Below are 13117 nucleotides of genomic sequence, written 5' to 3'. Positions count from 1 at the left end.
CCATGAATCAGTCCGCGCAGGCCCTGGCCGCTTATCCGGTGGATGTACCCGTGACCAACGCTGCAACTGCCGCGATCAAGCTGCAAGTCGAAGGCATCCATAAACGCTACGGCGACCATGAAGTGCTCAAGGGCGTGTCCCTCAATGCGCGCCAGGGCGATGTGATCAGCCTGATCGGCGCCAGCGGTTCGGGCAAGAGCACCATGTTGCGTTGTATCAATTTTCTCGAACAACCCGACGCCGGGGTTATCACCCTGGATGGAATCAGCATCCAGATGCAGCAAGGCCGCGCCGGCAGCCGCGCACCGCATCAGGCGCAACTGCAAAACCTGCGCACGCGCCTGGCCATGGTGTTCCAGCACTTCAACCTGTGGAGCCACATGACCGTGCTGGAAAACATCACCATGGCCCCGCGCCGGGTGCTGGACGTGAGCGCCGCCGAAGCGGAAAAACGCGCACGCCTGTACTTGGACAAGGTTGGCCTGCCAAGCCGGGTGGCGGACCAGTACCCGGCGTTCCTGTCCGGTGGCCAGCAGCAGCGCGTGGCGATTGCCCGGGCGCTGGCAATGGAGCCGGAGATTATCCTGTTCGATGAACCGACTTCTGCCCTCGACCCAGAACTTGTAGGAGAAGTCCTCAAAGTCATACAGACGTTGGCCGAGGAAGGTCGTACCATGCTGATGGTCACCCACGAAATGGGCTTTGCCCGCCAGGTGTCCAGCCAAGTGCTGTTCTTGCATCAGGGCCGGGTCGAGGAACACGGCGGCGCCGAGATCCTCGACCATCCCAACAGCGAACGCTTGCAGCAATTTCTTTCCAACCGTTTGAAGTGAACCCATGGATACCAAGGCCAACGGACCCCATTCTTCCCCTGCGCTGGATCGCATCGACGAAGCGATCATCGACGTGCTGCGGCACCAGGGGCGTATCACCTACGAAAGGCTCTCATCGCTGGTGCACCTCACCCCCAGGCCCTGCCTGGAGCGGGTGCGCAAGCTGGAGCGACGCGGGGTGATCCGTGGGTATGGGGCGATCATCGACGTGCAAATGGTCTCACCGGGGCTGTCGCTGCTGGTGCTGGTGGCCTTGTCCAACCAGAGCGGGCGTTCGGCACAAAAGGCCTTCGAAGCCTGTGTGAAGGCCTGCCCGCAGGTGTTCGAATGCCAGCTGATCAGCGGGCCGTTCGACTACAGCCTGCGCATGCGCTGCCGGGACATGGAGCATTACCGGGTGCTGACCGAGACCTGGTTGAATAATGATGAGTTGCACATTGATAAGTTGGTGGCGCATCCGGAGTTGGCGGTGGTCAAGAACACTGCTACCGAACTGGCCTGATCCCTCTTCCCCAAGCCAATGAAGATCCAATGTGGGAGGGGCGGTGCGACGATTCGACTTGCTCCCGATAGCAGTGTGTCAGTCAGCTCATCTTTCACTGACCCACCGCTATCGGGAGCAAGCCCCCTCAAACAACAAGTAAGCTACTGATTTTAAAGAGTTAAAATTTAGTCTTAACGCCGGATATTTTGGTGGCGGCCCAGGTTGCTGCGCGACGGCGCCACGTCGACGATGTGACCGGGTTGTTGGGTTGTTGGGGCGAGTACATATCCGTTGCTTAGGTAACGGCCACTATAGGTTCCGCCCTTACGGCGGCTCACTTTTGAAAAGAGCCCAAAAGTAACCAAAGGCTCTCGCCCCACCACTCGGCACCTCGCCTAGACTCGGTGTGCCAGAGATCAAGATCAAAGGCGACTCGCTGCGCATCGCAGATACGCTGGCGGTGCTTCTGCTTTTCTGTAGGAGCGAGCTTGCTCGCGAAAAACCTGAGAACGCGAGTTCTTTCTGGTTTCCCGCGTCATCGTTAACCACCTTCGCGGGCAAGCCCGCTCCCACAGGGGTACGCGCAAGCTTCAACGATCAGGTCGGCTATAAGGCCGCCTCGCTGTGTTTTTGATCTTAGGCGCCCCGTTAAACCACGCTGGCCGGAATTCGACAGGGATTTGGGGGGTAAACCGGCAGGGATGCCGGTTTAGCCGCCCCGCGCCATGGATGGCGCGTGGCGGCGGCCCCCCAAATCAATGTCGGATTACGGGCACACCGAGCCTGGGCGAGGTGCCGAGTGGTGGGGCAAGAGCCTTTTGGTTACTTTTGGACTCTTTTCAAAAGTGACCCGCTGTAAAAGCGGAACCAATAGTGGCCGTAACCTAAATAACGGATATGTACTCGGTCTGATCCAACATCCCGGTCGGCTGTCAGGCCGCCACGGGAGCAAGCTCCCTAGTTTGCTGCGCGACAGCGTCACATCGAAGATGTGGTGGAGGCTCCCACATTTTTTTCAACCGTGCCCGCTTGCAATACGCTTGCCGGGTTTAGTACCCACCAGCTTCGCTTGCCCATCCTTCTGCTTGCCCGTCCGCGCCTCGCTGATCAACCCCGGTATCAACTTGCCCTCCGGCAGATTCTTCCAGAATCGACTCGGCAGGTGCCCCTCCATCACCTTGGGGTTCAACCGCGCCGGGTTGAAGATGTGGCTGTAGTAGGTCAGCCACATCGCGCTGTGGGGGTCCTCGACATTCTGCGCCAGTTGCTGCCAGGCCTCGGGGCACCGGCGTTGATGAATCAACTGCTCGCCGTCGTAATACACCCCGTCCAGGGGCGTCGCGATCATCCAGCGATGGCGGCCCATGCGCCCGACAAAGTGCTGGCTGGCGCTTTTGAGAATGTCGTGGGCCGGCTCATGCCAGGCCACGTACTCCGGCAGTTCCGGCCCCGCCTCGGCCGGCAGGGCAATAAAGCGTACAAACGCATGCAGGTGATGGGCTTCACGGCTGACCTGCTTGATGCGCCGCTGCAACTCGCTGCCCAGCTTGTCCCCCGCCAACATCGCGGTGCGATCACCATGGCTGACCCGCCACAGCACCTCGTACAACAAACTCCAACGCTGATCGCCGTGGTAACAGGCGGCCGACTCCAGCAATTCCAACAGCGCCTTGGGGATCCGTGCCTGGAACGGCCCCAGCCCTGGCGGGATCGGCTCATCGGTGGCGAACAGGTCCGCCGCCTGCGTCTGGCCCCAACTCACCTGGCTCGGGTCGACCTGATGGCTGAGCAGCCAGCGCGCCTGTTCGCGCCAGGTGCTGAACAGGTTGTCGCATTCCAGGCTGATCATCCCCACAACCCCATCTGTTGTGGCTGCGGGCGGTCGCGCAATTGCTCGCGCAACAACACGCTGGTGCTGTCGGCCTGTTGCGGGTGGTAGTCGCTGGTGATGAAAAAAGGCTTGGCCTTGGCCAGCACGCAGCGCATGCGTGCAAGGTCTTCGAAGCGGATCTTGCGTTCGCGGCGCAGGTCCACCAGGCGCTGGGTGGTGCGCAGGCCGATGCCGGGAATACGCGCAATCAGGGTCGGCTCGGCGCGGTTCAGGTCCAGCGGGAACACCTCGCGGTGCTCAAGGGCCCAGGCCAGCTTGGGGTCGATATCCAGGGCCAGGTGGCCGGGGCCTGTAAACAGTTCGTTGGCGCTGAAACCATAGCTGCGCAGGAGGAAATCGGCCTGGTACAAGCGGTGTTCGCGCATCAGCGGCGGCGCGGCCAGGGGTACGCTTTTCGGGCTGTTGGGGATGGGGCTGAACGCCGAGTAATACACGCGGCGCAGCTTGAAATTGCCATACAACGCCTCGGCACCGTGGAGGATGGTGCTGTCATCGGTGTCGTCGGCGCCAACGATCATCTGCGTGCTCTGCCCGGCCGGGGCGAAACGCGGGGCACGGGGTTCGTTCAGCACCGTCTGCTCGCCGGTATAAATGGTCTGCATGGCCTGCTTGATCGAGACGATCTGTTTCTCCGGCGCCAGGGTTTGCAGGCTGGCGTCGGTGGGCAATTCGATATTGACGCTGAGACGGTCGGCATAGCGCCCCGCCTCGGCGATCAGCGCCGGGTCGGCCTCGGGGATGGTCTTGAGGTGGATATAGCCACGAAAGTCATGCTCTTCGCGCAGCAGCTTGGCCACCCGCACCAGTTGTTCCATGGTGTAGTCGGCCGAACGGATGATGCCGGAACTGAGGAACAGCCCGCTGACGCAGTTGCGCTTGTAGAAATCCAGGGTCAGGGTCACCACCTCTTCCGGGCTGAAACGCGCACGGGGCACGTCGCTGGAACGGCGATTGACGCAGTATTGGCAGTCGTACAGGCAGAAGTTGGTGAGCAACACCTTGAGCAACGACACGCAGCGCCCGTCAGGTGTGTAGCTGTGGCAAATGCCCATGCCATCGGTGGACCCCAGCCCCGCCTTGCCCTCGGAACTGCGCTTGGGCGCGCCACTGCTGGCGCAGGATGCGTCGTACTTGGCGGCGTCAGCGAGGATGCTGAGTTTTTCGATCAACTGCATGGCGGGCTACCGATACTGGTTTTTTGTACAGTACCAATAGCCACACCTTGTCACAAGTGCCGTCTGTAGGAACGGCTCAGCTGGCGGTGGCCAGCAGCAGGTCCTGCACCGAACGGCCCTTGTCACGATTTCGATCGTTCTCATACAACGACGCCGCAATCTCATCGGCGCGAATCGGCAGCACCGACAGCAAGGTATCGCTCAAGCCATGGCTGGCCTGGCTGAAGCCCTGGATGTAGATGCCGGCCTTGCAGCGCTCGTCGGTGACGATGCGGTAGTCGCGGGCCACTTCGAAATCGCCCATATAGGCCTGCAGCGGCGCCAACAGTTCGCGGTGCATCTGGCGCTCGTAGCCGGTGGCCAGGATCACTGCGTCGTAATGGTTGAGGCTGGTTTCGCCAGTGGCGTTGTTGCGCAGCACCAGTTCGATACCCAGCGGGCCGGCGGTGGCTTTCTCCACCACGGTCATGGTGCGGAACGCCTGGCGCGCGATGCCGGAGACTTTCTGGCGATAGAAAATGCCGTAGATGCGCTCGATCAGGTCCAGGTCCACCACCGAATAGTTGGTGTTGCGGTACTCGGCGACCAGGCGCTCGCGCTCAGCACCGACTTGCTGAAACACCAGGTCGGTGAAGGCCGGCGAGAACACTTCGTTGACGAACGGGCTGTCATCGGCCGGCTTGAGGGCCGAGCCGCGCAGGATCATATCGACCTGCACCGACGGGAAGCTGTCATTGAGGTCAATAAACGCTTCAGCCGCGCTCTGGCCGCCGCCGATCACCGCAATGCGCATGGCCTTGCCGCTCACGCAGGGCTGGCTGGCCATGCGCTCCAGGTAGTGGGAGTGGTGGAACACCCGGCTGTCACCCTTGAGCGCCTGGAACGCCTCGGGAATACGCGGCGTGCCACCGGCGCTGACGACCACCGAGCGAGTGGTGCGCACATGCTGCTCACCCTGGGCATCACGGGAGATCACCCGCAACGCCTCGACCTGCTGCTGGTGCAGGATCGGCTCGATGGCCAGCACTTCCTCACCGTAGCTCGCCTGGGCCTGAAACTGCCCCGCGACCCAGCGCAGGTAGTCGTTGTACTCCATGCGGCAGGGGTAGAAGGTGCCCATGTTGATGAAGTCCACCAGGCGGTCATGGGCCTTGAGGTAATTGACGAAGGAATATGGGCTGGTGGGGTTGCGCAGGGTCACCAGGTCCTTGAGGAAGGAAATCTGCAGTTCACTCTGGGTCACCAGGGTGTTGCCGTGCCAGCGGTAGTCGGCTTGCTTGTCGAGAAACAGCACGTCCAGCTTGCCCTGGGCCTTTTCACGTTCCTGCAGGGCGATGGCCAGCGCCAGGTTCGAGGGGCCGAAGCCGATCCCGATCAAGTCATGAACCGCGGGCGAAGCAATTGCCTGTGTCATTCCAGTGTCCTCTGGATAAGCCCCTTGGCGGTGGGGGCGGGAATACCTTTCATGGCCTGAACAACCGGCCGTGTGTTGATAGGAAACGAGGACAGTGAAATAAAATTTAACCAACAGCTGATCAGTGCGCTTCCCACTCGCGCATGCGCACTCGGCAATGCTTCATCGCGTTGACGATGTGTTTTTCCACCAGGCTGCGGGAAATGCCCAGGCGCGCGGCGATCTGCAGGTGGGACAGGCCTTCGAGTTTGCGCAGCAGGAAGCTGTCGCGACAGGCGGCCGGCAACTCGGCCAGGGCGCGCTCGAGCATCTCCAGGCGTTGGCGCTGGTCGTGGCTGGTGTGGGGTGAACAAGGGGCGAAACGCTCTTCGCTGTCCAGCACCTCAAGGGGTTCGGTCTGACGCAAGGCATTGCGTCGGTGGCCGTCAATCACCAGGTTCAAGGCCGTGCGGTAAAGAAACGCACGGGGCTGCTCGATCGGCGTATCGCTGGCGCGCTCCAGCACCCGCACATAAGCGTCATGCACCACATCTTCGGCCACCTGACGGTTGCCCAGCTTGGCGTTGAGGAAACACACCAGCTCGCGATAGTAGTTTTCCAACATGACTCCTGGCCCCATGGCCGTGGTGCTGACGATGCCCGCCCGAGCAGGAACGAGGCCATCGATGATGGCAGTTTGAGTGTGTGCAATTTATAGTAATTCTCATCTACTTTTAAAGAAGTCTTGCATCAACGTAGGTTTTTTTTCTCCGCAGACCTGTTTCTGCGTGTGTAACAGCCTAAATCCTTGGGGCTTTTTCTCGTTTAACTGTCAGCTCTGCGCAACTGCGCCCCGATCTTTCCTGGCTGGAACCTACCCATGAAACGCCCTCGACCTGCCCGACGCGCCCTGCTAGCAGTAGCGTGCCTGATTCCCATTGTTGCGTTCGCCACCTGGCAGGGCCTGGCGCCGGGCCGCGACGCCCTGGCGACCGTCACCGTGACCCGCGGCGACATCGAAAACAGCGTCACCGCCCTGGGCACCCTGCAACCGCGACGGTATGTGGACGTCGGCGCCCAGGCCTCCGGGCAGATCCGCAAGATCCATGTCGAGGCCGGTGACCAGGTGAAGGAAGGCCAGTTGCTGGTGGAGATCGACCCCTCGACGCAACAAGCCAAGCTCGATGCCAGCCGCTACGCCATCGAAAACCTCGAGGCCCAATTGCAGGAGCAAAAAGCCCAGCACGCGCTGGCCCGCCAGAAGTATCAGCGCCAGCAGCGCCTGAGCGCCGGCAATGCCACCCGCGAAGAAGACGTGCAGACCGCCCAGGCCGAACTCAGCGCGACCCAGGCCCGGGTCGACATGTTCCAGGCCCAGATCCGCCAGGCCCGGGCCAGCCTGCGCAGCGATGAAGCCGAGCTGGGCTACACGCGCATCTATGCACCGATGACCGGCACCGTGGTAGCCGTGGATGCGCGGGTCGGCCAGACCCTCAACGCACAACAACAAACCCCGCTGATCCTGCGCATCGCCAAGCTGTCGCCGATGACCGTATGGGCCGAAGTTTCCGAAGCCGACATCGGCCACGTCAAACCCGGCATGCGTGCGTATTTCACCACGTTGAGCGGCGGCAGCCGACGCTGGGCCAGTACCGTGCGCCAGATCCTGCCGATCCCGCCCAAGCCCCTGAACGAAACCCAGGGCAGCGGCAGCCCGAGCAGCTCCAGCAAGAGCGGGACCGGCCGAGTGGTGCTCTACACCGTGCTGCTGGACGTGGACAACGCCGACAACGCGCTGATGGCGGAAATGACCACCCAGGTATTTTTCGTCTCAGGCCAAGTCAAGGACACCCTGACCGTGCCCGTCGCCGCCCTGCAGGGCACGCCCGGCGCAGACACACAGATCGCCCGGGTCGTGGCGCAAAACGGCGCCATCGAAGAGCGCAAAGTGCGCCTGGGTATCAGCGACCGCCTGCGCATCGAGGTGCTCGAGGGTCTCAATGAGGGCGATCACCTGTTGATCGGCCCGTCCGACAGCAGTGGGGGTTGACGTGGCCACGCCGCTGATCGAACTCAAGCACATCTGCAAATCCTACGGCGGCGGCGACAGCCCGCAGGTCGACGTGTTGCGCGGCATCGACCTGTCGATCCAGGCCGGGGAGTTCGTCGCCATTGTCGGTGCCTCCGGTTCCGGCAAGTCGACGCTGATGAATATCCTTGGCTGCCTCGACCGACCGACCGAAGGCGACTACCTCTTCGCCGGGGAAAACGTCGCCCACCTGGGCAGCGACGAGCTGGCCTGGCTGCGCCGTGAAGCCTTCGGGTTTGTGTTCCAAGGCTACCATTTGATTCCCTCAGGCTCGGCCCAGGAAAACGTCGAGATGCCGGCGATCTATGCCGGCATCAGCGCTGCCCAACGGCATGCCCGCGCCAACGCCCTGCTCACCCGCCTGGGGCTGGCCGAACGCACCGGCAATCGCCCGCACCAGCTTTCCGGTGGGCAACAGCAACGGGTATCCATCGCCCGCGCCCTGATGAACGGCGGGCATATCATCCTCGCCGACGAACCCACCGGCGCCCTCGACAGCCACAGCGGCGCCGAGGTCATGACCTTGCTCGACGAACTGGCGGGCCAGGGCCATGTGGTCATCCTGATCACCCACGACCGCGAAGTGGCGGCGCGGGCCAACCGTATCATCGAGATCCGCGACGGCCAGATCATCAGCGACTCGGCCGACACCTGCACGGTCAAGCCAGCCCTGGCGGCCGGCGCCCTGCAGGCCGTGGACCTGCGCCAGCGCCTGGCCGACGGCGCCGAGCACAACGGCGCATGGAAGGCCGAGTTGCTGGACGCGGTGCAAGCCGCCTGGCGAGTGATGTGGGTCAACCGCTTCCGCACCGCCCTGACCTTGCTGGGGATCATCATCGGCGTGGCGTCGGTGGTGGTGATGCTAGCGGTGGGCGAAGGCAGCAAACGCCAGGTCATGGCGCAGATGGGCGCGTTCGGCTCCAATATCATCTACCTCAGCGGCTCTTCGCCCAACCCGCGTACGCCATCGGGTATCGTGACCCTCAAGGATGTCGAGGCCCTGGCGGCGTTGCCCCAGGTCAAGCGCATCATGCCGGTCAACGGCGCCGAAGCCGGCGTGCGCTTCGCCAATGTCGACTACATGGCCTACGTGGGTGGCAACGACACCAACTTCCCGCACCTCTTCAACTGGCCGGTGGTCGAGGGCAGCTACTTCACCGAGGCCGACGAACAGGCTGCCGCCACGGTCGCCGTGATCGGCGCGCGCATCCGTCAGAAACTGTTCAAGGACGTGCCCAACCCAATCGGCCAGTACATTCTGATCGAGAATGTGCCGTTCCAGGTGATCGGCGTGCTCGCGGAAAAAGGCTCCAGCTCTGGCGACAAGGACAGTGACGACCGTATCGCCATTCCATATAGCGCCGCCAGTGTTCGCCTGTTCGGCAGCTATAACCCCGAATACGTGGTGATTGGCACCACCGATGCACGCAAGGTGCATGAAGCCGAAGTGGCGATCGACCAGCTGATGTTGAAGCTGCACAACGGCAAGCGTGACTACGAGCTGACCAACAACGCCGCGATGATCCAGGCCGAAGCTCGGACCCAGAATTCCCTGTCGTTGATGCTCGGCTCGATTGCCGCGATTTCCCTGCTGGTCGGCGGTATCGGCGTGATGAACATCATGTTGATGACCGTGCGTGAGCGTACCCGCGAAATCGGCATTCGCATGGCCACCGGGGCGCGCCAGCGCGACATCCTGCGCCAATTTCTCACCGAGGCGGTGATGCTCTCGGTGGTCGGCGGCCTGTTCGGTATCGCCCTGGCGTTGCTGGTGGGCGGCGTGCTGGTGCTGGCCGAAGTGGCGGTACAGTTTTCCCTGGTGGCCGTGTTCGGTGCGTTTGGCTGTGCACTGGTCACCGGCGTCGTATTCGGCTTTATGCCGGCCCGTAAAGCTGCCCGGCTCGATCCGGTTAAGGCGTTGACCAGTGAATAATCGATCCATTCCAGCGCAGCTGTCAGCGCTCAGTCTGTGCCTGCTGCTTAGCGCCTGTACCGGCAACCCGCCCACACTCGCCAGCGGCATCGCCCCGCCCGCCGCCTGGCAATACGCCGAACGCGAGGCGACCCAGGCCACCAACCAGCGCTGGTGGACGCAGTTTGGCAGCCCGGCGTTGAACCGCCTGATCGACCAGGCCCGGCGCGACAGTTTCGACGTGGCTGCCGCCATGGCCCGGGTGCGGCAGGCCCAGGCCACGGCAGTGATCGCTGGCGCGCCACTGTTGCCGGAGGTGAAATTCAACCTCGCCAGCAGTCACCAGAGGCTGCTGCGCGGCCAGGGCGGGCCGGACCTGGACGCCTCGCAAAGCGACGAAACGGTGAATAATTTCGGCGCAAACTTCAGCGCCAGCTATGAAGTGGACTTCTGGGGCGGCCGCGCTGCCGCCCGCGACAGCGCACTCTACAGCCTGCGCGCCAGTGAGTCGGACCAGGCCACGGTGGAGCTGACCTTGCTCAGCAACGTGGCCGACCGCTATGCGCAAACCCTGGCCGCGCAGCAACGCCAACACATTGCCGAACTCAACCTGGCCAATGCGCGCAACGTCCTCGGCCTGGTGCAGACCCGCTACGACGCAGGCTCCGCCACCGCCCTGGAGCTGGCCCAGCAGAAAAGCCTGGTGGCCGGCCAGCAACGGCAATTGCCGCTGATCCAACAGGTGGCCGAAGAGGCGCGGATCACCCTCGCCGCCCTCCTCGGCCAGCCGGTGCAGGCCCTCGACCTGGGCCATGAAGCCTTCCAGACGCTCACCTGGCCATCCATAGGCCCGGGCGTACCGAGCCAACTGCTGAGCCGGCGCCCCGACCTGGCCAAGGCCGAAGCCGAGCTGGCCGCTGCCCAGGCGGATGTCAGCGTGGCCCGCGCCGCCATGCTGCCCGCCGTGACCCTCGGCGCCACGCTCGGCTCCGACGCCTATAAGGCTGGGCAAATCCTGCGTAGCCCCTACTACACCCTGACCGCTGGCCTGGTCGCACCCATCTTCAACAACGGCCGTTTAAGCGCCGAGCGCGACAAGGCCCGGGCGCGCCAGGATGAGCTGCTGCAAACCTATCGAGGAGCGATCATCAACGGCTTTGCCGATGTAGAAAAAGGCCTGAGCAGCATCACCCGCCTGGACCAGCAACGCCAGTGGCAGACCGAAGAGCTGCAACAGGCGCAGGCGGCATTCCAGATTGCACAAAACCGCTATGAGGCCGGGGCCGAGGACTTGCTCACGGTGCTGGAGACCCAACGCACCCTCTACGCCGCCCAAGACTTGAACGTGCAATTGCGCCTGTCGCGTATGCAAGCCAGCATCGCCCTGTACAAGGCATTAGGGGGGGGTTGGAACACCGAAAGCTGATAAACAAACTCTCATTTCATACACGAGCTGTTTCTTCACCTTACATTTTCCAACCCAAGGTCCTTGGTAAAAAAGCCGTTATCACACGGCTCCCCGGGACCTCTTGATGAAACCCAGCGTTTTCGTAAAAAGCCTGGCCTGCCTCTGCTGCTGGCTGATACCCAACCTGGCGCTGGCCGAGCCCTTGATTGCCCCTACTGCGATCGACTGGCTGCTGGACTGCCCCCTGCCCACGACGGCGCGCCTGGACCCAGAGGTCGTAGAACGCACCCAATGCGGCCTGGTCAGCGTACCCCGCGACCATGCCGCTCCAGAACGCGGCCGTATACGCCTGAGCGTAACCCGCGTCGGCGCACGGCAACCGCTCGACCGCGAAGGTGTGGTGTTTATCCAGGCCGGCGAGCCCTCTCCGGCCAGGGAAGCGCCTTTCGCCCTGCATCTGGCCAGCCGCTGGGAATCCCTTGCCACCCGCGCCTATCGCACATTGGTTGACCGTTATGACGTCATCGAACTGAGCGCCCGCGACCTACGGCAGATGAATGCGGTCGAGCAAGCCGCACGGGACATGGAGTTTGTACGCGTGCAACTCGGCGAGGCACGCCTCAACTACCTGGGCAACGCCACCGCCGCCCGCCTCGGCAGCCGCTACGGCGCGCTGTATCCCGAGCGCGTGGCGCGCATGGTGCTGATCAATGCCGAGCCTGGCGAACCTATCGCCATGGGCGTCGAGCAACTCCTGCTCAAGGAGTCGAACGCCGACGGCTGTGTCAGCCGCTGGCTGGGGGATTTCCTTGCCTTCGGCAAACAGCCACCGCCGTCCGCCCGTTGCCTCGACCTCGGCACCTGGCGTTGATCAGCACATTTACGACCTCTTGCCACCGAAAACGACACCCTGCGTTGACGCTCAAGCTCAATCGTTATTAAGTGCTATTTATCCGCATTAATACGATAAATCGCACCCATGCTGACTCGTCCGCTGCGCCGCAAACGCCAGAAGCTTTCCGATGTGATTGTCGAATCGGTCAAGCGCTCCATCGTCACCGATGCCTTGAAGCCCGGCGACCGCCTGCCCACTGAGCGCGAGCTGATGGAGAGCTTCCAGTGCTCCAAGGGCTCGGCCCGTGAAGCGCTCAAGGCGCTGGAGGTCGAGGGCCTGGTGAGCACGCGCACCGGCCCCAGTGGTGGCGCCTATCTGAACCAGGCCGGCACCGAGCCGGCCAGCCGCGCCTTGCGCAACTACCTGCACTTCCAGCATCTGGATGGCGAGCAGGTCTATCAATTGCGCAAGGTCATCGAAGTGGAACTGGCGGTGTCAGTACTCGGGCGCTTGAGCGAAGACGACTATCAAGCCCTGCAAGCCAACGTGGATTTCTGCAGCGCCCCCGAAGACAGCGAAGCCGGCCAGCGCGAACAGCGCCTGGCGGAACTGGAATTCCACAACCTGCTGGCCAGGGCCTGCCCCAACCCGCTGCTGAGCTTTATGGCGCAGTTTCTCAACGACCTGCTGCGCGACCTGGTGGTGCTGAAAAAAGCCTACAAGCCCAAGCGCAAGCAGTTCGACGCGGCCAACCTCGATTATCACAAGCAACTGCTGATCGCTTTTCGTGCAGGTGATGAGGGCGCGGTGCGCAGCTTGATGCATGAGCATATGTGCGATGCCGAACACCACATGACCGCCCTTGAAGGCCAAGTCAGCCCCCACTTCCTTCTGGAGTTCGATCACTCTTAAGCACACCGACAATCCAATGTGGGAGGGGGCTTGCCCGCGATAAGGCGGGCACATTCAACAGGGATGTCGACAGGCACACCGCTATCGGGAGCAAGCCCCCTCCCACAGTTTGACCCTGTTCCAACCAAGCTAGCACGTCGTCCCAATAACAAGCCTGCCCACAGGCCCTTGCACCACCGTATCGC

At 62.6% G+C, this 13117-nt stretch carries 12 protein-coding genes; 8 read left to right on the top strand and 4 right to left on the bottom strand.

The genetic code is table 11. From position 1 onward, the window contains the following. Nucleotides 1–2 precede the first annotated feature (2 nt). The 3 genes from NMB39_RS10860 to NMB39_RS10850 all read left to right on the top strand — a co-directional run bounded on the left by NMB39_RS10860 (nt 3) and on the right by NMB39_RS10850 (nt 1951). Nucleotides 3–833: an ABC transporter ATP-binding protein gene (locus NMB39_RS10860; RefSeq protein WP_231989019.1), complete on the top strand. Its 831-nt coding sequence runs from the start codon at nt 3–5 to the stop codon at nt 831–833. 4 nt (nt 834–837) lie between these two features. Next, a complete protein-coding gene (locus NMB39_RS10855; RefSeq protein ID WP_043048767.1) occupies nt 838–1335 on the top strand; it encodes an Lrp/AsnC family transcriptional regulator in 498 nt (165 codons plus the stop codon). Between the two features lie 388 nt (nt 1336–1723). After that, nucleotides 1724–1951 carry a hypothetical protein gene (locus NMB39_RS10850; protein WP_494339259.1) on the top strand — a complete coding sequence of 76 codons (228 nt, stop codon included), beginning with the start codon at nt 1724–1726 and terminating at the stop codon, nt 1949–1951. A gap of 381 nt (nt 1952–2332) precedes the next feature. On the opposite strand, the gene NMB39_RS10845 is transcribed toward NMB39_RS10850, so the two are convergent. The 4 genes from NMB39_RS10845 to NMB39_RS10830 form a co-directional block, all read right to left on the bottom strand. Then, on the bottom strand, nt 2333–3166 hold the full coding sequence (locus tag NMB39_RS10845; protein WP_124401169.1) for a TIGR03915 family putative DNA repair protein: 834 nt from the start codon (nt 3164–3166) through the stop codon (nt 2333–2335). After that, nucleotides 3163–4383 (bottom strand): putative DNA modification/repair radical SAM protein, encoded by a 1221-nt coding sequence (locus NMB39_RS10840; RefSeq protein ID WP_043048769.1) that lies wholly within the window; start codon nt 4381–4383, stop codon nt 3163–3165. The genes NMB39_RS10845 and NMB39_RS10840 overlap by 4 nt, the downstream gene beginning before the upstream one ends. A gap of 76 nt (nt 4384–4459) precedes the next feature. Beyond that, entirely contained in the window at nt 4460–5797 is a 1338-nt protein-coding gene (locus tag NMB39_RS10835) for a lysine N(6)-hydroxylase/L-ornithine N(5)-oxygenase family protein (protein WP_306958313.1), read from the bottom strand. 121 nt (nt 5798–5918) lie between these two features. Further along, nucleotides 5919–6401 (bottom strand): sigma-70 family RNA polymerase sigma factor, encoded by a 483-nt coding sequence (locus NMB39_RS10830; protein WP_057024905.1) that lies wholly within the window; start codon nt 6399–6401, stop codon nt 5919–5921. A gap of 255 nt (nt 6402–6656) precedes the next feature. Here NMB39_RS10830 and NMB39_RS10825 point away from each other — a divergent pair, with 255 nt between their 5' ends. The 5 genes from NMB39_RS10825 to NMB39_RS10805 all read left to right on the top strand — a co-directional run bounded on the left by NMB39_RS10825 (nt 6657) and on the right by NMB39_RS10805 (nt 12932). Continuing rightward, nucleotides 6657–7826, top strand: coding sequence for an efflux RND transporter periplasmic adaptor subunit (locus tag NMB39_RS10825; protein ID WP_198720098.1), 1170 nt, complete (start codon nt 6657–6659; stop codon nt 7824–7826). A gap of 1 nt (nt 7827) precedes the next feature. Next, nucleotides 7828–9798: a MacB family efflux pump subunit gene (locus NMB39_RS10820; protein WP_057024998.1), complete on the top strand. Its 1971-nt coding sequence runs from the start codon at nt 7828–7830 to the stop codon at nt 9796–9798. Beyond that, complete coding sequence (locus NMB39_RS10815; protein WP_494339260.1) at nt 9791–11203, top strand: efflux transporter outer membrane subunit; 1413 nt, start codon at nt 9791–9793, stop codon at nt 11201–11203. The genes NMB39_RS10820 and NMB39_RS10815 overlap by 8 nt, the downstream gene beginning before the upstream one ends. Nucleotides 11204–11309: 106 nt before the next feature. Beyond that, complete coding sequence (locus NMB39_RS10810; RefSeq protein WP_057024908.1) at nt 11310–12056, top strand: alpha/beta hydrolase family protein; 747 nt, start codon at nt 11310–11312, stop codon at nt 12054–12056. Between the two features lie 108 nt (nt 12057–12164). Further along, on the top strand, nt 12165–12932 hold the full coding sequence (locus tag NMB39_RS10805; RefSeq protein WP_217882454.1) for a FadR/GntR family transcriptional regulator: 768 nt from the start codon (nt 12165–12167) through the stop codon (nt 12930–12932). Nucleotides 12933–13117: the final 185 nt, after the last annotated feature.

The organism is Pseudomonas sp. FBCC-B545, from assembly GCF_059134095.1.
This window is presented reverse-complemented; position numbering and strand designations above follow the sequence as displayed.